The 25,782-nt window shown below is 35.0% G+C and carries 25 protein-coding genes and 1 riboswitch; of the genes, 15 read left to right on the top strand and 10 right to left on the bottom strand.

Going from position 1 to position 25,782, the window contains the following annotated elements; genetic code table 11:
• Positions 1-2: 2 nt before the first annotated feature.
• Genes mtnK through BG05_RS02510 form a run of 3 tightly spaced genes read left to right on the top strand, consistent with a single transcriptional unit; the run spans position 3 to position 2,984 of the window.
• The gene (gene mtnK, locus BG05_RS02520) at positions 3-1,232 is read left to right on the top strand and encodes an S-methyl-5-thioribose kinase (RefSeq protein WP_002124934.1); all 1,230 of its coding nucleotides are present in this window, start codon (positions 3-5) and stop codon (positions 1,230-1,232) included.
• Between the two features lie 12 nt (positions 1,233-1,244).
• A complete protein-coding gene (gene mtnA / locus BG05_RS02515) occupies positions 1,245-2,288 on the top strand; it encodes an S-methyl-5-thioribose-1-phosphate isomerase (RefSeq protein ID WP_002124936.1) in 1,044 nt (347 codons plus the stop codon).
• A gap of 54 nt (positions 2,289-2,342) precedes the next feature.
• Entirely contained in the window at positions 2,343-2,984 is a 642-nt protein-coding gene (locus BG05_RS02510; RefSeq protein WP_002029515.1) for an L-fuculose-phosphate aldolase, read from the top strand.
• 46 nt (positions 2,985-3,030) lie between these two features.
• Here the strand turns inward: BG05_RS02510 and BG05_RS02505 are convergent, their stop codons facing one another.
• The 3 genes from BG05_RS02505 to BG05_RS02495 are packed head-to-tail and all read right to left on the bottom strand — an operon-like array spanning position 3,031 to position 6,041.
• Complete coding sequence (locus BG05_RS02505) at positions 3,031-4,038, bottom strand: FecCD family ABC transporter permease (protein WP_016121392.1); 1,008 nt, start codon at positions 4,036-4,038, stop codon at positions 3,031-3,033.
• Positions 4,035-5,075, bottom strand: a complete 1,041-nt coding sequence (locus BG05_RS02500; protein ID WP_002124938.1) for a FecCD family ABC transporter permease — start codon at positions 5,073-5,075, stop codon at positions 4,035-4,037. Before BG05_RS02500 ends, BG05_RS02505 begins: the two co-directional genes overlap by 4 nt.
• A gap of 48 nt (positions 5,076-5,123) precedes the next feature.
• The gene (locus tag BG05_RS02495) at positions 5,124-6,041 is read right to left on the bottom strand and encodes an iron-hydroxamate ABC transporter substrate-binding protein (RefSeq protein WP_000732562.1); all 918 of its coding nucleotides are present in this window, start codon (positions 6,039-6,041) and stop codon (positions 5,124-5,126) included.
• 330 nt (positions 6,042-6,371) lie between these two features.
• Between BG05_RS02495 and BG05_RS02490 the strand changes: the two genes are divergently transcribed.
• Positions 6,372-7,421: an NAD(P)/FAD-dependent oxidoreductase gene (locus BG05_RS02490; protein WP_003187084.1), complete on the top strand. Its 1,050-nt coding sequence runs from the start codon at positions 6,372-6,374 to the stop codon at positions 7,419-7,421.
• 231 nt (positions 7,422-7,652) lie between these two features.
• Here BG05_RS02490 and BG05_RS02485 read toward each other — a convergent pair whose 3' ends face one another.
• Positions 7,653-8,021, bottom strand: a complete 369-nt coding sequence (locus BG05_RS02485) for a hypothetical protein (RefSeq protein WP_002029521.1) — start codon at positions 8,019-8,021, stop codon at positions 7,653-7,655.
• A gap of 182 nt (positions 8,022-8,203) precedes the next feature.
• Between BG05_RS02485 and BG05_RS02480 the strand changes: the two genes are divergently transcribed.
• The 7 genes from BG05_RS02480 (at position 8,204) to BG05_RS02450 (ending at position 14,011) form a co-directional block, all read left to right on the top strand.
• The gene (locus BG05_RS02480; RefSeq protein WP_003187081.1) at positions 8,204-8,443 is read left to right on the top strand and encodes a helix-turn-helix domain-containing protein; all 240 of its coding nucleotides are present in this window, start codon (positions 8,204-8,206) and stop codon (positions 8,441-8,443) included.
• Between the two features lie 247 nt (positions 8,444-8,690).
• Positions 8,691-9,212 (top strand): spore coat protein B, encoded by a 522-nt coding sequence (locus tag BG05_RS02475; RefSeq protein ID WP_016126501.1) that lies wholly within the window; start codon positions 8,691-8,693, stop codon positions 9,210-9,212.
• 21 nt (positions 9,213-9,233) lie between these two features.
• On the top strand, positions 9,234-9,683 hold the full coding sequence (locus tag BG05_RS02470; RefSeq protein ID WP_003187077.1) for a hypothetical protein: 450 nt from the start codon (positions 9,234-9,236) through the stop codon (positions 9,681-9,683).
• Positions 9,684-9,848: 165 nt separating this feature from the next.
• Complete coding sequence (locus BG05_RS02465; protein WP_003187075.1) at positions 9,849-10,517, top strand: LSm family protein; 669 nt, start codon at positions 9,849-9,851, stop codon at positions 10,515-10,517.
• Positions 10,518-10,761: 244 nt separating this feature from the next.
• On the top strand, positions 10,762-12,027 hold the full coding sequence (locus BG05_RS02460; protein ID WP_003187073.1) for a hypothetical protein: 1,266 nt from the start codon (positions 10,762-10,764) through the stop codon (positions 12,025-12,027).
• A gap of 144 nt (positions 12,028-12,171) precedes the next feature.
• Positions 12,172-13,398 carry an ATP-binding protein gene (locus BG05_RS02455; protein ID WP_016121398.1) on the top strand — a complete coding sequence of 409 codons (1,227 nt, stop codon included), beginning with the start codon at positions 12,172-12,174 and terminating at the stop codon, positions 13,396-13,398.
• A 229-nt stretch (positions 13,399-13,627) separates the two neighbouring features.
• Entirely contained in the window at positions 13,628-14,011 is a 384-nt protein-coding gene (locus BG05_RS02450; RefSeq protein WP_033708170.1) for a hypothetical protein, read from the top strand.
• A gap of 25 nt (positions 14,012-14,036) precedes the next feature.
• On the opposite strand, the gene BG05_RS02445 is transcribed toward BG05_RS02450, so the two are convergent.
• Positions 14,037-14,669 (bottom strand): cyclase family protein, encoded by a 633-nt coding sequence (locus BG05_RS02445; protein ID WP_002091277.1) that lies wholly within the window; start codon positions 14,667-14,669, stop codon positions 14,037-14,039.
• Positions 14,670-14,754: 85 nt separating this feature from the next.
• Positions 14,755-14,867, bottom strand: a riboswitch (SAM riboswitch).
• A gap of 149 nt (positions 14,868-15,016) precedes the next feature.
• On the opposite strand from BG05_RS02445, the gene BG05_RS02440 reads away from it, so the two are divergent.
• On the top strand, positions 15,017-16,126 hold the full coding sequence (locus BG05_RS02440) for a PRK06851 family protein (protein ID WP_002186823.1): 1,110 nt from the start codon (positions 15,017-15,019) through the stop codon (positions 16,124-16,126).
• A gap of 113 nt (positions 16,127-16,239) precedes the next feature.
• On the top strand, positions 16,240-17,022 hold the full coding sequence (locus BG05_RS02435; RefSeq protein WP_003187068.1) for a nucleotidyltransferase domain-containing protein: 783 nt from the start codon (positions 16,240-16,242) through the stop codon (positions 17,020-17,022).
• 134 nt (positions 17,023-17,156) lie between these two features.
• Here BG05_RS02435 and BG05_RS02430 read toward each other — a convergent pair whose 3' ends face one another.
• Together BG05_RS02430 and BG05_RS02425 are read right to left on the bottom strand one after the other, a co-directional pair.
• On the bottom strand, positions 17,157-18,458 hold the full coding sequence (locus tag BG05_RS02430; RefSeq protein WP_002016702.1) for an MFS transporter: 1,302 nt from the start codon (positions 18,456-18,458) through the stop codon (positions 17,157-17,159).
• Between the two features lie 142 nt (positions 18,459-18,600).
• The gene (locus BG05_RS02425) at positions 18,601-20,127 is read right to left on the bottom strand and encodes an FAD-dependent oxidoreductase (protein WP_003187065.1); all 1,527 of its coding nucleotides are present in this window, start codon (positions 20,125-20,127) and stop codon (positions 18,601-18,603) included.
• A gap of 578 nt (positions 20,128-20,705) precedes the next feature.
• Here BG05_RS02425 and desB point away from each other — a divergent pair.
• Positions 20,706-21,791, top strand: coding sequence for a Delta(10) desaturase DesB (desB, locus tag BG05_RS02420; protein ID WP_002091268.1), 1,086 nt, complete (start codon positions 20,706-20,708; stop codon positions 21,789-21,791).
• 50 nt (positions 21,792-21,841) lie between these two features.
• Here the strand turns inward: desB and BG05_RS02415 are convergent, their stop codons facing one another.
• The 3 genes from BG05_RS02415 to BG05_RS02405 form a co-directional block, all read right to left on the bottom strand.
• Positions 21,842-22,534: an amino acid ABC transporter permease gene (locus tag BG05_RS02415; protein WP_002169270.1), complete on the bottom strand. Its 693-nt coding sequence runs from the start codon at positions 22,532-22,534 to the stop codon at positions 21,842-21,844.
• Positions 22,535-22,627: 93 nt separating this feature from the next.
• Complete coding sequence (locus BG05_RS02410; protein WP_003187062.1) at positions 22,628-23,422, bottom strand: ABC transporter substrate-binding protein; 795 nt, start codon at positions 23,420-23,422, stop codon at positions 22,628-22,630.
• A 121-nt stretch (positions 23,423-23,543) separates the two neighbouring features.
• On the bottom strand, positions 23,544-24,266 hold the full coding sequence (locus BG05_RS02405; protein WP_002029539.1) for an amino acid ABC transporter ATP-binding protein: 723 nt from the start codon (positions 24,264-24,266) through the stop codon (positions 23,544-23,546).
• Positions 24,267-24,476: 210 nt separating this feature from the next.
• Here BG05_RS02405 and BG05_RS02400 point away from each other — a divergent pair, with 210 nt between their 5' ends.
• The gene (locus BG05_RS02400) at positions 24,477-25,769 is read left to right on the top strand and encodes a methyl-accepting chemotaxis protein (RefSeq protein WP_016126508.1); all 1,293 of its coding nucleotides are present in this window, start codon (positions 24,477-24,479) and stop codon (positions 25,767-25,769) included.
• Positions 25,770-25,782 lie beyond the last annotated feature (13 nt).

Raw genomic sequence — 25,782 nt, 5'->3', positions numbered from 1 at the left:
CCATGTCTAAGTTCACGAAGTATTTTTTAATGGAAGCTAAAGATGTGATTGCATATGTGCAAGAGAAATTACCTAAGTTCGAGCATGCAAAGGGGCTAAAGTGTAAAGAAATAGGTGATGGTAATTTAAATTATGTGTTCCGCGTTTGGGATGAACAGAAGAACATTTCTGTCATTGTAAAGCAAGCTGGGGATACAGCGCGTATTTCAGATGAGTTTAAGTTGTCGACGAATCGAATCCGTATAGAATCAGATGTTTTGCGATTAGAAGGAGAGTTAGCATCTGGACTCGTGCCAAATGTATATTTGTTTGATAGTGTGATGAATTGTTGCGTGATGGAAGATTTATCAGATCACACAATATTGCGTACAGCACTCATAAATCATCAAATGTTTCCGAGGCTTGCTGATGATTTAACTACTTTTATGGTAAATACCCTTCTATTAACATCAGATGTTGTAATGAATCATAAAGAGAAGAAGGAACTCGTGAAGAATTATATAAATCCTGAGTTATGTGAGATTACAGAGGACCTCGTATATTCAGAGCCATTCACAAACCATAATAAACGCAACGAATTGTTTCAATTAAATGAAGGATGGATTAGGGAGCATATTTATAGTGATAAAGAGCTTCGTATGGAAGTAGCAAAACTTAAGTTTTCGTTTATGACGAATGCACAAGCGCTACTTCACGGTGATTTACATACTGGTTCTGTTTTTGTAAAAAGTGATTCTACAAAGGTTATTGATCCTGAATTTGCTTTTTATGGACCTATGGGATATGACGTTGGGAATATAATGGCGAATTTAATGTTTGCATGGGTGAATGCAGATGCAGTGATGCAATCTGGTATTGAGAAAGATACATATATGAACTGGATAGAATCTACCATGATAGATGTAATTGATTTATTTAAGAAGAAGTTTTTAGACGCTTGGGATATTCATGTGACAGAGATTATGGCGAAGGAAGAAGGCTTTAACCGAGTTTATTTACAATCTGTATTAGAGGATACAGCTGCAGTGACGGGTCTTGAGTTAATTCGTCGTATTGTTGGTCTAGCGAAGGTAAAGGATATGACTTGTATTGAGAATGAAGAGGCGCGTGCTAGAGCGGAGCGAATTTGTCTTCAGACAGCGAAGAAGTTTATTTTACAAGCGAATCAATATAAAACAGGTAGCAGCTTTGTAGAAACGTTAAAAAAACAGTCAATGCATAGTGCGAAATAAGGGGAGAAGATGATGGCAGAGCAATTAATACCAATTCAGTGGAAAGATGATGCTTTAGTGTTATTGGATCAAACGGTATTACCGAACGAAGTAGTCTATGAATCTTTTAAAACGGCTGAGGGTGTGTGGGATGCGATTCAAGTAATGAAAGTACGAGGAGCGCCGGCAATAGGTGTTTCAGCAGCCTACGGTGTGTATTTAGGAGTAAAGGAAGTTGCGGAAAGTTCGGCGGAAGAATTCATAGCGGAAGTAAAAAAGGTATGTGCATACTTAGCGACATCAAGACCGACGGCAGTAAATTTATTTTGGGCGCTTGAAAGAATGGAAAGTGTCGCGAAAGAGAATGCTCACTTATCAATTGCGCAGTTGAAAGATAGATTATTAGAAGAAGCAAAAGAGATTCATAGAGAAGATGAAGAAATTAACCGTCAAATTGGAGAACATGCATTAACATTATTCCATGATGGCATGGGGGTATTAACGCATTGTAATGCAGGTGCGTTAGCAACGACTAAGTATGGAACTGCGACAGCTCCAATGTACTTAGCGAAAGAAAAAGGATGGGACTTAAAAATCTATTCCGATGAAACACGCCCTAGATTACAAGGTTCAACGTTAACGGCATTAGAACTGCAGCGAGCGGGAATTGATGTAACGGTCATTACAGATAATATGGCGGCAATGGTCATGTCACAAGGGAAAATCGATGCAGTAATCGTTGGATGTGATCGTGTAGCAGCAAACGGGGATGTAGCAAATAAAATTGGAACATTAGGTGTTTCGATTTTGGCTAAATATTATAACATTCCGTTTTATGTAGCAGCACCAACGCCGACAATTGATTTGAAAACACTGACAGGAAAAGAAATTCCAATTGAAGAAAGGGATGCTTCTGAAGTGATCAATCGTTTCGGACAATACTCTGCTCCTCAAGAAAGTAAAGTATACAATCCGGCATTTGATGTCACGCCATATGAAAATGTAACAGCGATTATTACGGAAAAAGGAATTGTGAGAGCACCGTTTATGGAGAATTTAAAAAAGTTATTTCAATAAGTAGATAGTTTTTAGAAAAATAGTCATCATAAGTTTCTTACTAGGGGGATGTATATGTTACTGCAAAAAGAAAGAGAAGAAGTTGTAGCGTACGGAAAGAAAATGATTTCTAGTGGTTTAACAAAGGGGACTGGCGGTAATATTAGTATTTTCAATCGTGAACAAGGTCTTGTTGCAATTAGCCCAAGTGGTCTAGATTATTATGAAACGACGCCTGAAGATGTAGTTATATTGAATTTAGATGGTGAAGTGATAGAAGGAGAGAGAAAACCATCAAGCGAATTAGATATGCACCTTATCTATTATAGAAATCGTGAAGATATAAATGCGCTTGTGCATACACATTCTCCTTACGCGAAGACAATCGCATCATTAGGGTGGGAACTTCCTGCAGTATCGTATTTAATTGCTTTTGCAGGCCCGAATGTACGCTGTGCACCGTATGAAACATTTGGTACGGAGCAATTAGCAGAGGCTGCTTTCGAGGGCATGATTGATCGCCGTGCAGTTTTACTTGCGAACCATGGTTTAATGGCCGGAGCGAATAATATAAAAATGGCGTTTACTATTGCAGAAGAAATAGAGTTTTGTGCTCAAATTTATTATCAAACGAAAAGTGTCGGAGAACCGAAATTACTGCCAGAAGACGAGATGGAGAATTTGGCGAAGAAGTTTGAAGGGTATGGGCAGCAGTAAAATGAAATGAAAACACCCTCAAGAAAAAAATCTTGAGGGTGTTTCTCTATGCCTTCTTCAATAACAAATACATAAAGTAAGGTGCACCAATTAAAGCAACGACAATACCAGCTGGAATACCGCTAGGTTCGACGATATTTCGTCCAATTGTATCCGCTAGTAGTAATAACCATCCGCCGATTAAAACGGCGATAGGGATGAATATTTGATGCCTTGGACCTACTAAAGATTTGGCGATGTGAGGAGCCATAAGTCCGATAAAGCTAATGCCTCCTGTTACGGAAACAGCAGCGGCAGCAAGTGCAACGGCTGCGATTAATAAGTATCTTCGTTCTTTTTCAATTTCAATTCCAACACCGATTGCTACTGGCTCGTTTAATGCTAGTATATTTAATCTATTTGCCTTATAGAAAACAAATGGGATTAATACGATTAGCCAAGGAAGCATTGCTAAAACAAATGTCCAGTCATCTCCCCAAATGTTTCCGGCAATCCATTTAGCGATAAAGTCTACTTTCATACGATCTGCAGATGAAATAAGTACAATCATCGCGCCAGATAGTGCAAAGGAAAAACCGATGCCGGTTAATGTTAATCTTATTGGCTGAAGGCCTGTGGATTTGCTATATGAAAATACGTAAATTAGAACAGCTGTTAGAAACGCACCGATAAATCCAACGACTGGTAGTAGGTAAAGAAATGAACCTACGTCTATCGGGAAGTATAGAAAGAAAACAGAAACTGCAACACCAGCACCAGCGTTAATGCCGAGAATACCAGGTTCAGCTAAATCGTTTCGGGTAATACCTTGTAATATAGCACCTGATAAAGCGAGTGCCATACCGGCTAATAATGTAATGACGATTCTAGGTAGCCTTAAAGAATATAAAACGAATTCTTCTTTAAATGAACCTTGTCCCATAAGTGTTGGGATTAATCTGTCATAGGAGAGAGCGGCAGAACCGAGTCCCATTCCAATTACAATTGTTGTGATGGTAAGTATGAGTAATGCAAGTATGATAAGGCGTTGTTTCTTTAGAATAGATTGCATCATGAGAAAGTTCTTCCTCCTTTACGTACAATAAATAGGAAGAATGGTAATCCTACAATTGCGACGATTGCAGCAACTGGTGTTTCATACGGAGCGTTAATTGTACGTCCGATTGTATCTGCGAGCAGCATAAAGGAAGCACCAGCGATCGCTGACATCGGTATAACAAAACGGTAATCTGGTCCAACGATTGGACGAACCATATGAGGTATCATTAAGCCGATAAATGCCATGTTTCCGACAAGCGCTACAGAAGCACCTGCAAGCAAGATAATAATGATAAATAAAATTGTTTTAATGACGATAATCTTTTGACCGAGTCCAACAGCAACTTCTTCACTGAAACTAAGAACTGTTAATTTCTTTGCAAGTAAGATAGCGATAAATATACTTATTGAAATAACCGGAATAATAATTTTTAATTGGCTCCAACTCGTTCCAATTACGCCCCCAGCCGTCCACATTGATACATCTTGTGAAATTTTAAAGTAAATGCCAACACCTTCTGAGATTGCAAGTAGAAATGCTGAAACAGCAGCACCAGCTAATACAATTCGAAGAGGGGAAAGTCCGCCCTTTTTCACCATGCCAATTCCAAATACCATAATAGCGCCAATTGCAGCACCGATAAAGCAAGCTAGTGTTAAGTAAAGGTAGCTTATAGAAGGATTGAAGGCAAGTGTTAGTGCAAGTGCAGCATTTGCGCCACCAGTTAGGCCAAGTAATCCAGGATCGGCAAGTGGGTTTCGCGTTAATCCTTGCATAATTGCACCAGAAACAGCGAGTCCAGCCCCTACAAAAATAGCAGCAACTTCACGTGGTAAACGTATTTCACGAAGGATGGATAGCTTATCTCCTTTAGCAGAGGAAGTAAGTGCTAACCATACGTCTTTTATAGAAGTATCTGCAGCGCCTAACACCATTGCAAACATAAAAATAAGAAAGAATGCAATGATACTCAAAATTAATTTGTATGTAAAAGCGTTGGAACGTAGGTTGTCTTGCTCTTTTTTCATTCGTTTCACATCTTTTCTTTTCATAGAATAAAGGAAGAGGAATTCTTAAATTAAGAATTCCTCATGTTTGTATTATTGACCAAGAAAGCTCTTCTTGAAGAAGTCTAGTTGGAAATCTAATGTAAGTGGATCATTGAAATAGAATTCCATCATGTTTGCTTCATATACACGATTATTTTTTACTGCTGGAATGTTTTTATATGATTCTGTCTCTTGGAATGAGTTATCAGTATCTTTGTTTTTACTTACGATTAAGTAATCACCAGCAAACTCAGGTAATACCTCAGTAGATAATGCGTAGTATCCTTCCTTTAAAGCTTTTTCTTTTACTTTTTCAGGCATTTTTAATTTCATTTCTTGGTAAAGAATTTCTGTTCCGCGGCCCCAGTTTTCGCCGTATACGTAAAGCTGTTTGTTGAAGTTTTCAACAACAGAAACTGTTGCATCTTCACCAATCTTCGCTTTAATGTCTTTTCCAGCTGTTTGTGCGCGTTTCTTGAAATCATCAACCCAAGTTTTTGCTTCTTTTTCTTTATTTAATAATTTACCGATTTCTAAGTGTTGTGTTAAGTAATCAACTTTTCCGTAAGTGTATGTTACAGTAGGAGCGATTTTCTTTAACTTATCAACATTTTTAATATTTGATAAACCAATGATTAAATCTGGATTTAATTCTGCAATCTTTTCAACATTTTCATCTGATACTTCAGCGACATTTTTCAGTTTGCTATCGAAACGTGGGTTTTGTTTAGACCATGAATCTACCCCAACAAGATTTACCCCTAATGACATTACGTTACCAGCGAATGATGATAGGACAACAACACGTTGTGGATTTGCTGGAACTTCTACTTTACCATTTTCAGATTGGTATGTAATTGTTTCTGATTTCTTACCTTTTGCGTCGTTCTTCTTGTCTGTTGAACCGTTGCTACAAGCACTCATAACAAGGACGAACAGAACTGTTAGTGAAATAAATAATTTTTTCATCGTCTTTCTCCTTTTGATAGATGATATGTGATATACAATAAATTGTTTAGTTTTGATCTTTTGAAAAGTTAGTGGTAATACAAAAGTCTTATTAACAATCTTGAACTTGAGATTTTACCATGTAGTATTCACCATAGTAATAGAAGAAGATGTAATCTCACAGTTGCTAATAATTAACAAATTGATAATGATTATCACTATTGATTCTTTAAATACTATAATTTTATATAGGTGTATTGTCAATAGTGATTTTGATTGTAAAATTTATAAAAACAAGTTATATTTTATTGAGAATGATAATCAATTATTAGTAGCTGAGGAGTGACACGAATGAATCAAGAAGAATTGTTTGATGTAACTGTGATAGGCGGAGGACCTGCAGGGCTTTATTCAGCTTTTTATAGTGGACTAAGAGAGATGAAAACGAAAATAATAGAATTTCAACCACAGTTAGGTGGAAAAATACATGTTTATCCGGAGAAAATGATTTGGGATATTGGCGGATTATTACCGGTCACTGGTGAGAAATTAATTGAGCAACTTGTACAACAAGGATTAACATTTCAGCCTGAAGTTGTATTGAATACAAAAATAGAATCAATTATTCGTAATCAGGATGGCATTTTTACGTTGAAAACAAGCTCTGGGGAAGAACATTTTTCAAAAACAGTGATCGTCGCAACTGGGAGTGGTATATTGAATCCACAGAAGTTATCAATTGAAGGTGCTGAGAGATTCGAAGTCTCAAATTTAAATTATACAGTTAAATCGTTAAAACGTTTCAAAGATAAAACGGTAATTATTTCAGGCGGAGGGAACTCCGCAATTGATTGGGCGAACGAATTAGAACCAATCGCGAAAAAAGTTTATTTAACATATAGAAAAGAAGAATTATCTGGTCATGAAGCACAAGTAAAACAACTTATGAACAGTTCAGCAGAATGTTTCTTTAATACATCGATTACAAAATTAATTGCTGGTGATAACCATGAAGCGATTGAATATGTAGAATTAACAAATCATGAAACTGGAGAAGTTTCTCATTTATCTATCGATGAAGTTATTATTAATCATGGATATGAACGCGATATAACATTATTAGAAAATAGTGAGCTAGATGTTGCTATTGTTGATAATTATTATATTGCAGGGAATGCAAATAGTGAGTCTTCGGTAGACGGATTATATGCCGCTGGAGATATTTTAAAGCATGAAGGAAAATTACATTTAATTGCAGGGGCATTCCAAGATGCTGGAAATGCTGTGAATAAAGCGAAACAATTTATTCAACCTGATGCAAGTGAGTACGGAATGGTTTCTTCCCATAATGAAGTATTTAAGAAGAGAAATCGAGAATTGATTAAGCAGATGATGAAATAATAAAGGAACAAGTATACCCCCATTTACATCTCTATTTCTATGGACGAGAGATACAAATGGGGTTTTTCCTGTTTACTATATTTTCAATCATTTTCATGACACCGTTTTCATTAGTTCATGTCATATGAATGTATTTCTATAAAAAGGGAACACAAAGACTTGAACATTTTATTTGTAAATATTTCCAGGGAACAATAAATCTATAGTTGGTTTGTGCGGACCATTATTAAATTATGCTGTCCCTTTTTCCTGTTCATTAGGAAATGGAATATTTAGTATAGACGCAATGTATTGTTTTCCATGTTTTCGAGCTAATGATTCTAATATTTGACGAACGCGTTTTGTAAGATGACCCTGTTTTTTTATAGACTCACAATATGCGTCATAGAAAACGTATTTAGCCCAAAGGAAATCATCTTGTTGGAATAAGAAATGATTTTTGTACCATTCGCCAATTGTATGATAGCAATTGTTTTCATGTACTGCTGCACTTTGTGAAAGAATACGATCGGATAAAGAATTAGATAGATGAGAAATTGTGTTTTCTGTTTCAACTTGTAATGTTTTTTCTAACATTGTAATGATGTGACGAGTAGCCATATGTTAACTCTCCTTTGTGTAAATGGGTAATACCATTCTATATTTAAAAAAATACTTACTATACTATTATACAATATATGGAATGCATCTACCTGCTTTTTAATTTGTATTTACAAAATCTTTTTTATTTGTTTACAAAAATAAAGTAAGATACAGTATATATATGAAAAAATAATAAAGGAATGAACACATTGTATATAACGATAGAAGAGGCTGCGGAGTATTTGAAATTACCAAAATCGTATGTTGAAGACTTAATTCAGCAAAAGAAAATTCGTGCACTGTTTGATGGAAAGCAATATTTAATAAACAAGGAACAGTTTAATACACATTTAGAACAAATGGAGAAATATAAGCAGTTAGTGGAAGAAATATTAAACGAACCAATTCCAGAAGATATGGATGTTAAAGACGAAGATTAAATTTATAAAAGCCCCCGTATTAAGATATGCAGAAATGTATCTTAATACGGGGGCTTTTTATATTAAGGGATGAAAAAGTCATCCGAAATCCCAGAGTTACTTTAAGGGAAAGAAGATTTTATAGGGATTAGTACTATTAGTTAAAAGCATATTTTTTTATACAGGGGACAAACATAGAGAACGTAACCTGTACAGATACATATACTATCAGTGCAAAAGCTTATAAATTAATGGAAGGGGTTTTCTCGTGAGTTTATTTCATTGTGATTTTTTGAATGACTTAATTGGATCTTATGTAAGAGTGAACAGAGGTGGACCAGAATCTCAAAGAGGAATAATAGTAGCGGTATATGCGGACTACTTTGTATTAGAGAATGAAAAAGGGGAGTACCATTACTATCAGATTCGCCACCTGAAAAGCATTACAAAAAATACGAAAGATTGTGGAGCAGCGGATTACGGATGGTTGGAAGAAGATAGTGCAGAAGACTTTGAAACGCTACTTCAAAGCTTCAAATACCGCTGGGTGAAAATTAACCGTGGTGGTCCAGAGAAAGTTGAAGGCATTTTACAAGACGTTTCTTGCGATTATGTAACGTTAATTATAAAAGAAGAAGTTGTATTAATTGCACTATCTCATATTAAAAGTGTTAATTATAACGCACCAGTATGTGGAGAGAGTGATGAGAGTAGCGATGAGAAAAGTGATGGAAATAGCAATAACTCAGGTCGTGCTCGCGCACAAAGACAATCAAGTAGAGGAAGATAATACAGAAAGGGGGATACGAAATTGGAGAGTGTAGTATGCTGTGATCAAATCAAGGGTTTAGTCGGTGAGAATGTAAAAGTAAATCTTCGCGGACCAGAAAGTCGAATAGGTGTACTGTTATCGTTAGGAAAAGATTACCTTACGCTACAATTACCTCATGGAGAAGTAGTGTATTATCAGCTAAAACATGTGAAGAGTCTAGTCAAGAAAGTGAAAGAAACAAAATGTGACGATTACGATGGTTCATATTTCTATTCTGATGAAGATACTTTTTTAGATGTATTAAGTGACTTGAAGTATAAGTGGGTAAAGATTAATCGTGGCGGACCAGAGAGTGTGGAAGGTTTATTAAGTGAAGTGCATGACGGATGTATTACACTAGTAAACGGTGAAGAAGTCATTTATGTAATTAATTATCATATTAAAAGCGTAAATCAAATAGTTAAAAATAAAAAGAATGAAGAAGAATAATGTTTAATAAATAAGAGGGGCATTATGATTGAAAGTGAAGAACGATTTCTTATTTCGCGGTATATGAAAAGGATTTCTTACTATTAAAAGACAGAACATTGCCCCTGATTATTTTTTAGAAATGAATGACAGGAAAATTGTAATTTCATAGAAAGGAGGATATAGATGAATGAGTTAAACAAGAACATTGGGGAAAATATATACGTTAAATTAATTGGTGAAAAAAGATTTAAAGGTGTATTAATTGATGTAGGAAATGATATTGTTGTTCTCTACAATGGAAAAGACTATGTATATATATCTTTATACCATATCCAATATTATAAATTTTTAAGAGAGCATGATGAAGAAATATTAAAACCAGATGTGGACTCTGTAATTAAGAGGGAATCACCTTCAATTTCTTTGAGAAAAGTATTAAGCACATCTAAAGGGCTTTTTACAGAAATTTATGTGGCAGGAAATGCTTCAATACACGGTTATGTTACAAGTGTAATGAACGATTATATTGTTTTTTATAGCCCAGTTTATAAAACGGTATATATATCTTTAAAGCATTTGAAATGGTTAATTCCTTATAAAGAGAACCAAGTACCTTATTCCCTCAATAAAAATGAACTCCCCGTAAATCCATTAAATATTACTTTAGCTAGAACGTTTGAAGAACAGCTTATTAAAATGGCTGGGAGAATTATGGTGTTTGATTTAGGTGAGGAATCTAATAAAATCGGAAAAATGGCGAAAATTGATGAAGGACATATTGAAATATTAAAAGCACGTGACGCAAAAATGTACGTGAATATTCAACATGTGAAATCTGTCCATTGTCCGTAGACTAGTTGAAAGGGCTGGCTTTTTCTTTTATATATGCAGAAGAAAAGGTCGAGCCTATTTGTTTACCGCTATTTGGGTATGAGGGGGAAAGTGAATTGAATATATAAGTATGTTACTGTTTTTTAGTTATGAAGAGGTAATCTTGTCCGAAATTATAAAAAATCTGTACGAGCTATCTTTTATTGTATTCAATTCATTTTTTGAGGAAGTACTGCTCAACTAATCTATTAAAGGGGTTTTGTTTGTGGGGCAGTTTTCAAATGCGTTTTCTATTACATTACTTGGCAGTGCTGGTGGGGCAGCAAAAGCAGTGTTAGCAATTTTGAATCAAGCGGTAGTAAATGAAAAAGATCCAATTTATGAAGTGATAAAGAATGTGAACTTCCATTTGGTGGATATAAAACAAAAAGATAAAAGTTATTATGATGAGTTGTTTCCAAATCTGAAAGATCAGTTTGTTTTATATGAAATAAATCTTCAAGATGTAGTCAAATTTAAACAGCATTTAAAAGAAAAAAGAACGAAGGTTGTTATTGACGTTTCAGGAGCAGATACGATTAGGGTACTGAGTTGTTGTAATGAACTTGGAATTTGTTACATTAATTCAGCTTTGGAAAATGAGGCGGTAGATCAAGACGATAGTTTACTTGGTTTTCAGCTTACGGAAAGGTATACGAGGTTTGAGAAGGAGAAAGAAACATTTACAAATACAAGAGCAATTATAGGCTCAGGTATGAATCCAGGTGTTGTTCAATGGATGGTTGTTGAGCTTATGAAAGAACGTCCAAATGAAAAGCCAAGAGCATGTTATATTGTAGAACATGATAATTCATTTTTGAATGATAAAGAGCTTATAAAACCTCATACACTTTATGCATCATGGGCAGTTGAGCGTTTTCTTGATGAAGCGATATGGAGTTATCCTATGTATATGAGTCATCATCGTTCACTTTACTTTTATGAGGATGTATATGCTTCAGAGTATAAAGTGAAGTTAGGAGCAAAAGAATTTTATGGTTGTTTAATGCCACATGAGGAAGTCTTAATTTTAGGGAAAACTTTTAATATGGAAGTTGGTTTTCTTTATCGGATTAATGAATATACAACAAATTTAATTAGACAAAACTTAGATAAAGTAGAAGATTTATGGAATTGGAATCGTAAAGTATTTAATCCCGCAGAAGAAGAGATTACGGGAGAGGACTTAGTTGGTGTGTTACTCGTTTATGAAAATAGTGAGACGTATATGTATAACGTGATGAATAGCAGCCAAGTTTTTCAAAAGTATAAAACAAATGCAACTTACTTCCAAGTAGGATGCGGAATTTATGCAGGTTTGTGTAGTTTACTTTTAGATCACTTTGACCAAGGTGCTTATTATGTCGAGGAGTTATTATTAAATACAGAAAGTAAGTACGGCGAATATTTAAATTTATATATGAAGGATTTTGTAGTAGGACATAATAATTTTACAGATGGATTGCTACATGATAGGGTAAGGTGGCTATAAATTGTGACTGAAAAGGAAGGAGTTGTATCTCCTTCCTTTTCGTATTAGAAGGTTACATATTGCCCTGAAAGCAATTTCATATTTATAATTTAAAGAGATAACATTTGAAATGTTTATTGGGGATTGATCAAGGGGAGTTTTTATATGAACAAATACAAGAGCTTGATTTATGAAGAAAGAGAAGCTTTAAAAGTATTTATATTATTATTCTATATTATATTCTTTTTATATGACGTTATTTATTGTTTTGTTTATCCCGCTATGAATATTAATGAAGCAAGGGTAGGGTGGCCAGAAGGTGGTATGGGAATAGGTGTATATATATTAGTAATATCTTTATTTCCTATTTCAATATATCTTCAAAAACAAGGTTATGTACATTTTGTGAAATACTTATTTTTAATTGGGTACATGCTTATTGATCTTATTAATAACTTAATGATTTATTTACACAGTGATCGTGTTTTTGAAAATGGAAATATGGTTGAAATATTTTTAATTCTATTTGCACCGATTTTCGTGAACAGAAAATATTTTTATTTCGTTTCCTGTAGTGTAATTGGAAAATATGTATTTTTTACTTTGATATTACAAGATGTAAAAGTTGTGATTCCGCTTGTATTATGTATATTCTTTTTCATCATTTCGCATTCTTTATTAAAGAGATTTCAATCTTATGTAAGGACAGTTGTTGAGATGATGAACAGTATGAAAGAGACAGAAAATTTAGCGGTTATTGGGACTATGTCTACAACAATCGCTCATGAAATTCGAAATCCATTAACAGCTTTAAAAGGATTTACACAAATTCAAAAAGAAAGAAATCCTGAAGATACGATGAGCTATGAGATTATGCTGCAAGAAATTGAGAGAATTAATGGGTTTGTTAGTGAATTGATGTTATTAGGAAAACCGAAACCAACAAATTATGAATGGTGTAATATAGGGGAAATCCTTTTATATGTTGTACAGTTAATGGAAAGCTATGCGACTCAATATAAAGTGAAATTTAATTTGCAAGTAGATGGAAATTTACCCGTTATAAATGGTGATGATAAGCAATTAAAACAAGTGTTGTTAAACATCATCAAAAATGGAATTGAATCGATGCCAGGAGGCGGGAATATTCGGATTCTGGCATATGAAAAAGCTGGAGAGAACTTGTGTATTTCTGTTGAAGATCAAGGTCTTGGGATAGAAAATGAGAAAATAGAAAAGATCGGAAAAGCTTTTTATACAACAAAAGAGAATGGTACAGGTCTTGGATTAATGATTACATATAAAATTATTGAAGAACATCAAGGGAGTATCGCGATTGAAAGTAGTATGGGGATAGGAACGAAAGTGGAAATTTATTTACCAACAGTGTAGTGCATTAGACGAAATTACTTTTCAGAAAAGTGTTCTTGTTGTGTAAATATAAACATTTTATAAAATGTTTCAAGAAGGGTTTTTTTTATAAAAAACTTCGTTTATAATGGAGGAAAATATCGACATAGAGCTTTTAGCTCATGTAACGGTTCAGTAGTGTTATGAAAAGAAAAGAAGGGGTGCACGCGCATCCTTTTTTCTATGCGGATATGATGAAAGGGGTGGTATGATGGAATTAACATTAAATTCGACTGTATGTTTACACACGATTCAATTTCGAAAAGAGCAAAAGAACTATATTGTAAAAGATACGATTACAGGAGAGACATATGAAATGCCGCCACTTTGGATTGATGCACTAGCAATGATGCGTGACGGTTTTTTATTGGGAGAAATTGAGGAGAAATTAAAAGAAGAATATCCAGCAGAAGAAGTAAATATGGTAGCATTTACGAGGCAACTGTTAGAGCTAGAACTTGTCGAAATGGTAGATGGAGAAGAGATAGCTTGTACAAAGAAGAAAGATAAAGATTATTTAGCTTGGATACGACCAAGGGTGGAGCAATTCTTTTTTAACTTAAATAAAAAATATAAAAGCAAAGGTCAAAAGTGATCTTTGCTTTTTTTGTAGACCATGTTTAAAAAATAACAGCGAATGCCCTTGCGAAAGCACCGTCACTATTTTTAATTTTTAAAGGTGCTGCTGAGAAAAAGAATCGTTTCGCTTTAATGGCATCTAAGTTTGTTAAGTTTTCAATTAAGTAAATATTATTTCCTAACAGTATGTGATGAATCGGTGATGTTTCTGTCGTTACCTCATCAGGAGAAATAAAATCTAAACCGACAGATTTTACTTTTAATTGAACTAGTTCTTCAGCTAATTCTTCGGAAAGATAAAACGCTTCTTTCTCATAAGCTTCGGTATTCCATTTATTAGATAGATTGGAATGGAAAATGACAATATCGCCTTCTTTTATGTCGACAGTATGTAATACTTCCTTAGGTAATTTTCGCTCTTGAACATGAGTCACATCGATAAGAACAGCTTCGCCTACAAATTGATTTAGGGGTAATTGATCAATAGTGGTTGCGCCTGAAATGAAATGAGCAGGCGCATCACAATGCGTACCAACATGAACGACAGAATGAAAATTCGTAACTTGATAACCTGTTTCTTCAACGCTTGTAATGGCTTCTAGTTGGATTTTTGGTGTTCCAGGAAATTGAGACATATTATTTTCAAACGTTTGTGATAGATCAATTACTTTCATTTTACATACCTCCAATATATTTTTTTCAAATAATAAAAAGCCCATCCTTCATAATCAAGAAAGATGAGCTTTACATACTAGTTGAGTTTTATCTTCCAAAATGCAATGCATTTTGGAAGAATTAGCACCTATTCAGTTTGCATAAACTGAGGTTGCTGGGCTTCAAAGGACCGGTCCCTCTGCCTCTCTTGATAAAGGTTTATTCGATTTTGAATTCGGAATATTCGTGATATTTAAATTGTAATTCATTTCCTTTTTTCGCGCAATACAAATTAGGTGTTCACCCAAATAAAGTTGCTCGCATATTGTAGCTTATGTAAGTAGACTGTTGCGAAGGAGTGAGTGCAGTGACAGGGAATGTATTAAATTATTATGCCGGTGGAAATACAGCTAGAGGATTTCACAGCTTATACGAAGAGAATTTGAAGGGGCTAGACAGGTTGTTTATTTTAAAGGGAGGCCCAGGAACGGGAAAATCTTCTTTAATTAAGGCAATAGGTCGTGAATGGGTTGAAAAAGGATATGATATTGAACTTTTGCATTGTTCTTCTGATAATAAGTCAGTTGATGGGGTGATTATTCCGAAATTAAAAGTAGGAATTGTTGATGGAACATCACCGCATGTTATTGAGCCGAAAATGCCAGGAGTTATTGAAGAGTATATAAATTTAGGAGTTGCTTGGGACTCAGATAAATTAAGAAAGCAGAAGTTAGAAATTGAACGGTTTGTATTAGAAGCGGGCAAGGCTTTCAAATCTGCTTACGGATGTTTTAAAGAGGCGTTAGTTATACATGATGAGTGGGAGAAAATATATATTAATAACATTGATTTTAATAAAGCAAATGAACTAACAGAACAGCTAATTCAGAAATTATTTGCAGATAAAAAGGGAGAACAATCGATTGTGAAACATCGTTTTTTAGGAGCTGCTACACCGAAAGGAGCAGTTGATTTTGTTCCTAATTTAACAGAAGGATTACCACATCGTTATTTTATAAAAGGACGCCCGGGTTCTGGAAAATCAACAATGCTTAAAAAGTTATCGAAGGCAGCAGAAGAAAAAGGTTTTGACGTTGAAGTATATCATTGCGGATTTGACCCGAATAGTCTTGATATGGTTATCGTAAGAGAATTAGGATTTGCAATTTTTGATAGTACCGCACCACATGAATATTTTCCAAGTCGCGAAGGTGATGAGATTATAGATATGTATACTCTTATTGTTAAACCAGGGACGGATGAGAAGTATGCTACAGAAATTCGTGACGTTTCCATTCAATATAAAGCAAAAATGAATGAGGCAATGTCTTTCTTAGCAAAAGCAAAATCAGTTCGTGATAAATTAGAACGAATTTATATTGCTGCTATGGATTTTTCAAAAGTGGATGCATATAAAGAGGAAATTCAAAAAGAGTTTGAACGAATTACTGCTACTGTAATTGAAAAGAAAAAATAAGTGCTTTATTGAGCTGTCAGAAATTGTCTGACAGCTGTTTTGGTATATAGTAAAATTAGTCGTATATTTGTCGAATTCCCAGGGAAATAATCAAAAAATGGAGATGGTATGAAATGAGAGAGAAAATTGAATTAGAACTAGAGCGAATTGAAAAAGAGAATGGTGTGAAAATTTTATTCGCTGTGGAATCAGGGAGTCGGGCGTGGGGGTTTCCATCGAAAGATAGTGATTATGATGTTAGGTTTGTTTATATACACCCTGTAGATTGGTATTTATCAATCCATGATAAGCGTGATGTAATCGAATATCCAATTAGTGATGATTTAGACATAAGTGGTTGGGATATTAAAAAGGCATTGCAACTATTCACGAAGTCAAATCCAGCTTTACTTGAGTGGATTCGATCACCAATTTTTTATTCGAAAAACTCTAACTTTCCAGAGCAGCTTCAGCAAAAGAGTGAAAAGAATTTTGATCCAAAAGCAACGATATATCATTACTTACATATGGCTTCAAAAAATTATCGTGAATTTTTGCAAGGTGAAAATGTAAAGTTGAAAAAGTACTTTTATGTATTACGTCCTATTTTAGCTTGTCAGTGGCTAGAAGAGAAAGGGACATTACCTCCAGTAGAATTTGACCGATTACTTATAGAACTATCTATAGAACGTAGTGTATTGAATGAGATTGAGAAGTTGTTAGTAAAGAAAAAAGCGGGTACGGAATTAGATGTTGGATTGAAAGTTCAGGCGTTAAATCAATTTTTAGAAGAACAAATTGATTATTATCAGCAATACGTGAAAGGGATTGAAAAGGGATTAGGGATTGATATTGAGAGTTTGAATACATTATTTCGAGATATGTTGTTTGAAGTATATGAAAAAGAGCACAAGTGAGTTTGTGCTCTTTTTTATCCCGCATTAACGGGCAGTAAGACTCCCACCTCAAGATTCGGCTGGAGCGAAGAAGTTAGGTGGGAGGTCAACTGCCCGTAAACGCCCGATTGGTGAGGGCTGATTAAAGTTTCACTTTATTTTGTAGGAATAAAGAAAACAGATATAGCTGCGATAAGACCTGCAAAGGAGAATAAGTAAAAATTCCACGCCAAGTCATATTGCATTGTCATAATAATACCGACAAGAATAGGGCCAGCAATCGCACCAACTCGGCCAAGTCCAAGTCCCCAGCCTAAGGAGGTAGCTCGTATATGTGATGGGAAGTATTGTGTTACATAAGCATTTAATATTTGAGTAATACCGACTGATCCAATTCCAGCAAGACCAATTAAAAGATAAATGATTGTAACAGATGGTTTAATTGTTAATAGTCCAATACATATGGCTGCCATAAGATAGGAGATACTAATAACAATTTTTGCTCCTATACGATCGGCAATCGCCCCAGCAAATAATGCACCGATAGCTGCAGTAATATTTAGTATAAGTAGAAATGATAAACTAGATCCAAGAGGGTATCCTGCCTGGCGCATCATCTGTGGTAGCCAAGTATTTAAACCGTATATTAAAAACATTCCCATTATATAAGTGAGCCAAAAAAGTAGTGTTGCTTTTATGTAATCTTTTGAGAATAACGTAAGAAATCCATTTTTCTTTTGTATATTAGATGGTGTTTCAGGAATTTCATCTTTTACATGGAATTCAATTTGAAAGCGATTAAGAATTTTATTCACTTCTTCTTGTCGATTTCGCGATAATAAAAATTGAATGGACTCAGGTAAATAACGAATAATGAAAGGAATGAGGAGTAGCGGAATCATTCCGATGCCAAACATAATTCTCCATCCGAAATCTTCTAGCATAAACATGGATAAAATAGCGCCTAACACGATACCTAAAGGATAGCCGGTAAACATAAGAGCATAAATAAAAGATTGCCGTTTTTTTGGTGAATATTCAACAGTAAGTGCTGAAGCCGTTGGGATAACACCGCCTAATCCGATTCCTCCGATAAATCGAGATAACCCAAATAATTCAGGAGAAGGAGCAATTGCAGCTAAGCCCATTGTGATAGAAAAAAGGGCTAAACAGCATATAAGTGTCCATTTTCGTCCAATTAGATCTGTAATGGTTCCAACTAGAATAGCACCAATAAACATCCCAAATAAAGCATAGCTGGCAATTGTTCCAGCGTGGGCTGGTGATAGTGCCCAGCTTTTGTCTTCTAGGAGCTTTGGCAGAACGGCGCCGTAAATACCTAAATCATATCCGTCAGCTAGAATGGCTAGCCAACAAATAAAAACAACAAGTTTTGTAATAGAACTTGAAAAGATAGTTTCTGTAGATTCTAGATGAGGTGGAGCAGAAGGTTGCATAGTATTCACTCCTTTTATTTGTAGATGAATATATTATTTTATTTAATGTTAATATTTTCCTGCGTATGTCGAAATTTATATGAAAAGGTGTCATGAAAAATAAAAAAGTTCAACAGGATTCCCGTTGAACTTCTTTGTTTTTTTATTCGTTATCAACTCGCTTTAATGGTTGATCTGCTGGACCTTCCATAACATCCCCATCAATTGAAAAACGGGAACCGTGACAAGGGCAATCCCAAGTACAATCACCGCTATTCCATTCAACTTCACAGCCGAGGTGTGTGCAAGTTGTATCGACGATATGTAATTTTCCTTCTTTATCTTTATAAGCACCTGCTCGTTTACCGTTGACATGTACAACAGAACCTTCGCCAACTTCAAGATTTTCTGGCTTACGTAATGCGGTTTCAATTTTTCCTTCAATTAAGTGTTTAGCAACATCAATGTTCTGAGAGAGGAAAGTTTTTATATCCGGATTTGCATGAAAGCGTGATGGTGCAAACAGTTCTTTATATGAGCTGTGGACTTTTAGAATGGAGTCCTTCAGTAAATGAGCTGCTGCAGTTCCAGTCGTCATTCCCCATTTACGATATCCAGTTGCCACAAATATATTTGGATTCCTTTCGTTAATATGTCCGATATAAGGGAGTTTATCTAGCGTGATTAAATCTTGCGCTGACCATCTATAAGGAATTTCATCTACTCCAAAAGTAGATTCAGCAAAGGAATATAGTGCATCATAATGAAGCATCGTATTAATTCCTTGGCCTGTTTTATGGCTCTCTCCGCCAATCAATATCAACTTTTCTCCATTGCTTGTCGTATAACGTATGGAGCGTTTTGGATCATCGATACTTAAATACATGCCCCCTGGATAATCCGTTTTTGCTTTTATTGCGAGGGCATAGGAGCGTTCTGCGTACATTCGCGTAAAGAAAAAGCTATTAGCATCATAAAAAGGAAAATGTGAACAAGAGACAATATATTTACAAGTGATGCGATGGTCACCCTTTGTAATAACTTGTGGATAATCTCCTTTTTCCACATCAATAGCTGTTGTTTGCTCATAAACTTTTCCACCCATTTCCACAAACTTTTCTAAAAGTGTTTTTAAATAAAGGAGGGGATGGAATTGCGCTTGATTTTTCATCACAAGTGCAGATTGTACGGGAATAGGAATCGACAGGGATTGAACATAGTCACAAGGAATATTTAATTTTTGATAGGCTTCATATTCTTTCGTTAAATTTCGCAGGCCATTATTGGTAGTTGTATATAAATATGAATCTTCATTTGTGAAATTACAGTCGATTTTATATGTTTGTACAGTCTCGTTTATGAATTGTAGAGCTTTACTATTTGATTCGTAGTAAAGCCTGGCTTTTTCAACACCAAAATTGTTTATTAATTCATCATAAATAAGATCATGTTGAGCTGTTACTTTTGCGGTTGTATGCCCAGTTGTTCCATTTAAAACAGAACCAGAATCAATTAAAACGACTTTCATTCCTTCTTTAGCGAGTAAATAGGCGGTGGTAATGCCTGTAATACCAGCTCCGATAACAGCAACTTCTGTCTTTATATTTTCGGATAAATGAGGAAAAGTAGGAAATTGAGTAGATTCAATCCAATAGGATGATGGTAACTGCGGAAATGTGTCATCTGTCATTTTGAAAACCTCCAAATTAGAACAATTTTCCTTTTAATATTTCCATATTATATGGAATTCATGTATGTTGTTTTCGTAGCGTTCTATTCTTACTAAACGAAAGAAAAAATATTTTAATATAATTATTTTATTGGGGCAGTATGAAGAAGTAGGATTTATATAAAGCTAAATTCAAGTGATTCCATTTGTTGATTACATAGAGAGTTCTTGAATAAGATAGAGTCTATGTTGTTTAAGTGGATATGTATATATACCTGATAAAGCCTTATGAAATCTATGCTTTTTCTTTAGTGAAATAAAGTATAATTATAAAAATATAACCAACTTTTATTACTAGGTCATAAAAGTTGTTGACAATATAGAAATTCTATTGTTATGATTCATCATGTGGAAAGGTTGATAGAGAGTAAAAAGAGAAATGTTTTTCATTGATAATAAAAGCGAAAATTAAGTGACGATAGAGTGAGTATATTTTCCTTATGATAAATGCTTTTTGGATCACGTAGTAAAATCAATCTGGAAGCAAGAATTGATATATGCAAGTTGCGCGGGGCGCGGCATAAGAAAGGGGCAAAAGGATGAAGGAGCTTCATACGTTTGGGTGGTATGCAGCACGTGTAGCACCACATTTGCCGAAAAAAGCATTTAAACCAGTTCCTAATCGATTATTTGGTGGACTGGCTTATTTACTTGTGGCATTGGCTGGTTTAATAACGATCGGTGTATTTGAATTGAATGTGTGGGCAAATCTAGGAATTGCAATTGTTCTTGGATTATGTTTTGCTTCACTTGGATTTTTAGGACATGAAATTTTACATGGAACAGTTGTAAGAAAGGCATGGCTTCGTGATTTTTTAGGTGCGATAGCATTTATGCCATTATCAACTGGCCCAAAACTTTGGAGAAAGTGGCATAATGCAACGCATCATGTTCACACACAGCATGAAGAGAATGATCCAGATGCATGGCCGACATTTGAGAAACTGAAAAAGAGTAAGTTTTTGAGTTGGGTATATCGCATGCCTCTTCATGTACGTTCATTCTTTAGTTTCCTGTCACTAACAATTCAATTTACGTTACATTCGACTCGAATGTTCTTTCATTTTATAAAAGAATTTAAGTCATCCAATCAAAAATCTGTATGGCTTCAACTTCTTTTGCCCTGGACAGTTTGGATTAGTTTATTGTTTATTATGGGACCTACAAAGTGGTTCTTTGCATACGTGATTCCGTTGTTAATTGCTAACTTTATTGTAATGGCGTATATCGCAACAAATCACCGCTTAAATCCTATTGTTCCAGTAAATGATCCTTTAGCAAACTGTTTATCAGTAACAGTACCGCGCTGGGTAGACGTTTTACATTTCAATTTCTCATACCATACAGAACATCATCTGTTTCCTGCTATGAGTTCTAAATACTATCCATTAGTAAAAGATAAAATTAAAGAAATGTGGCCGGAACGCTATCACGAAATGCCGATGACAAAAGCTTTGGCAGCACTTTGGAATACACCACGTGTGTATTATCACGGAAGTGAATTAGTTGATCCGCATAGGGAGCATTTCTATGGTTCTTTAGGAAATGGATTGGATCCTCATAATATTTCATATCGTGAGGAACATATAGAGGAAAAAGAGACTATAAAAAAAGTAAATCAATAATAGACATATCTTACGATGAAAAAGCAAGCTCTCTTAGAGCTTGCTTTTTGTTATAAAGAGACTTCTTTCTTGTTCTTCGTCTTGACCTGGACAGAGTTATTTTCTTTTCGTTGTAGTCGTTTTTCTAGAAGACTAACAAGATAAGTAAATAGAAGAACTAGTGCGAGATAGTATACACCAACAATGATATATGTATCTAATTGCTGGAAGTTACCTGCGGCAATTGATAAACCGGATCCCCATAATTCGGACATTCCTACATAAGCGACAAGTGAAGAATCTTTTAATCCAATAATAAATTGGTTCCCTAGAGGGGGAAGAGACAGACGAAATGCTTGTGGTAATATAATCCGGCGCATCGCTAAAGGGTAAGGCATCCCTAAAGAGCGAGCAGCTTCCAATTGTCCACGATCAACGGACTGAATGGATCCGCGGAAAATTTCAGTAATATATGCACCGTTATGGATTGCTAAAGCAATTGCTCCTGCCCAAAAAGGAGTGAAGACAATAATCGATGTAATACCGAAATAGAGAATGGCAATTTGAACAATTAAAGGTGTACCACGAATAATGGCGATATATACATGAGCAATACTATTTAAAACCTTATTGTTAGAGATTCGAAAGAAAGCGACTAGTAATCCAATTAGTGAACCGAGTAATAGGGATGTTAATGTTAATTGTAATGTGACAATAGTAGCCTTTAAGAGTGTGGGATAGGTAGAGATAAAAATTTCAAACATATGTGTCACCTCATATTGTATGGATTTTAGTAGTGAATGAAGTGCCCCACATACAAAGTGGGGCATGATTTATGAAATCTCTAAATGGCTAACTTACTTTGTTTTTGCCTCGTCTCCAAGAATATTACGCCCAAACCATTTTTTACTGATCTTTTCATACGTACCATCTTTAATGATTTCATCTAAAGCTTTATTTACTTTCTCAACCATTTCTTTATCATCTTTACGAATAGCAATTCCCATTTCATCAAGATTTAATGGTTTTCCAGCTTCTTTTATATTTGATTTACCTTCTTTGATCATACGTAAACCGACCATTTGATCAGTGATTACTGCATCAATGCGTCCAGGCTCTAAGTCCATAAGTGCAGTAATATCGCTATCATATTCTGTGATTTGATCTGTATGTTTTGCAACAAGGTCTTTAAAGGTACTAGCTTTTACAACCCCAATTTTCTTACCTTTCAAATCTTCTGGAGAAGAGATAGATGTATTCTTTTTAGCCACAAAAATTTGGGCACCAGAGCGATAATAAGGATTGGAGAAACTAACAGCTTTTAAGCGTTCTTCTGTAATTGCCATACTGCCCAATATAGCATCATATTTTTTCGATTGTAGACCTTGAATTAGCGTTTCCCATGGATTTGTAATAGGAGTGGGTTTCATATTCATTTTTTTCGCAAGTGCCTCACCAATTTCCACATCAAAACCGGCAAGCTTTCCGTCATTTTCTTTATAGTTAAAAGGTTTATATAATCCACTCATCGCATAACGAAATTCTTTTTCACCATTTGAAGAAGAAGTAGCACTTTCCTTACTACAGGCTCCTAGTATGAAGGATGTACATAATGTAATACTCGCAACAATGGTTAATAGTTTTCTTTTCATAAAACCCCTCCTATATATTGATCATACGGATGGTTTTAAGTATGTTACTGAGATATTTTATTTGGACAATTAGTTGTGCACCGTATGGATGTATTTCTTTTCATTTGAAACAGAAGTTACATTATAAAACGTTGCGTAAAAATTGTTTTGCTCGTTCATGTGATGGAGCTGAAAAGAATTGTGCTGGCGGAGCGTCCTCTACAATCTTTCCGTCATCCATAAATATGACGCGATCAGCTACATCTCTTGCGAAATTCATTTCATGAGTAACAATAATCATGGTCATTCCTTCTTCAGCAAGTTCTTTCATAACTTGCAATACTTCTCCAACAAGTTCAGGGTCTAAGGCTGAGGTAGGTTCATCAAATAGCATAATTTTAGGGTTCATAGCAAGAGCTCGTGCAATCGCAACGCGTTGTTTTTGACCACCTGAAAGTAGGTGAGGAGTTACATCCGCCTTATCTTGTAGGCCGACTTTTTGTAGGAGTTGATTCCCAACATCCTTCGCGTCTGCTGTCTCCAATTTTTTTACGTGAATAGGTGCTTCTATGATGTTTTCTAGTGAGGTCATATGAGGAAAGAGGTTAAAGTGTTGAAAAACCATACCGACATTTTCACGGACTTTGTTTAAATTTGAATGCTTCGGATCAATTCGTTCACCTTGTAAGTGAATTTCACCTTCATCGTACATTTCTAAAAAGTTAAGACAGCGAAGTAATGTACTTTTGCCGGAACCACTGGCACCGATTAAAACAACAACTTCTTTTTCTTTTACTTCTAAATCAATTCCTTTTAAAACATCAAGTGAGCCAAATGATTTTACTAGATTTCGAACTTGAATCATACAAAACCCCCAGTCAAAAATATATTTTACAAATGTTGCCCCTTATTTCTGTTATTAGTCATAAATTGTCAGAATCCTTTATTTTTTTGACGGGATTTGATATTCAAGGGAATTATGATTTTTAAAATCTCTATATCTTTCTATAACGAAAATATGGATAATAATATATAGGTAGCACTTATATTGCTTATAAGAAGGGGGAAAGAAGAGATGGAAAAAGAAAGGAAGACATTTTCCTTTGGCTTACGTACACAACTTATGCTATTCACTACAGTTTTAGCTTTAATTACATATTCAACAAGTTTATTTTTTATTTACGTTATATATGATTATTTTCAAAGTTATGTAAGTCAAACTGTTTATAATATTATCGTTATGTTATTAGGTGTAGTATGGTCTGGAATTTTAGCGTATGGGGCAGCAATATTTTTAATTAAACCACTTCGAAAGTTGGAAGAAGCAGCAAGGAAAGCGGCTGATGGTGATATTCGTGAAGATGTCCCGTTGCCAAAAGTAGATGATGAGATTAAATCTTTAAGTGTTGCATTTAATATGATGCTCGAGAACTTAAGAGGTATGGTAAAAAATATTGATACTACATTTTCGTATACAAATAATCAAGTTCAGCAAATTAGAAGACAAACAGGGGAAGCGACAAAGCAAGCACGCGGTGTGTCTGAAACTCTTGCAGAGATTTCTTCTGGCGCCGAGCAATCAGCAGCTTCCATTCAGGCGATTGTTTCAACTGTCGATACAACAACCTCTATTGCGAGTGAAGTAGAAGAAAAAGCAAAAAAGTCCGACGAATTGTCTTTAGAAATGGTTCAAGCTTTAGGACAAAGTACACGTGTCTTTACTTCTTTAATTCAAGGCATTCAAACATTGGCAAAAGAGAATGAAGATTCGATGCAAAATGTACAGAAGTTAGAAGAACGAATGAAACAAGTAGAACATATTGTTTCTGTTGTGAGTGAGATTGCTAGTCAAACGAATTTATTAGCATTAAATGCTTCTATTGAGGCAGCTCGTGCTGGAGAGCATGGAAGGGGCTTTGCAGTTGTAGCTGAAGAAGTACGTAAACTTGCTGATGAAAGCGATCATTCTGCAAGAAATATATCGCAGTTATTACGAAATATGCAAGAGGAAGTGCAACAAGTCGCATTGAAAATGACGGAGCAAGTGAAAACAGCTAAAGAAGAGGCAAAACGAGGAGAAGCTACTGAATTAATTTTAAAAGAAATGTCATCAAGCATTATGGAAGTTGCCGATGCAACTAAGCAAATTAGTAGCTATATGAACGAGCAAGTGAGTCACATTCATCAAACAGGAGCACAGACGAAGGCTGTAGCAGCAATTGCTGAGGAAACATCAGCTGGTTCACAAGAAGTGGCACGTGTGACGTTGCAACAATCTAAAAATATGGTAGTAATCGATCAATTATTAAAGGATTTAGAGAAGCAAGCAGCGGACTTGAAACAAACCATTGAACGATTTTCAATGTAAAAAGGAAGAACAG

This window comes from Bacillus mycoides (assembly GCF_000832605.1).
Lineage (GTDB): Bacteria > Bacillota > Bacilli > Bacillales > Bacillaceae_G > Bacillus_A > Bacillus_A mycoides.
Note: the sequence above shows the minus strand (reverse complement) of the source record. Positions and strands in the feature narration are given on the sequence as shown.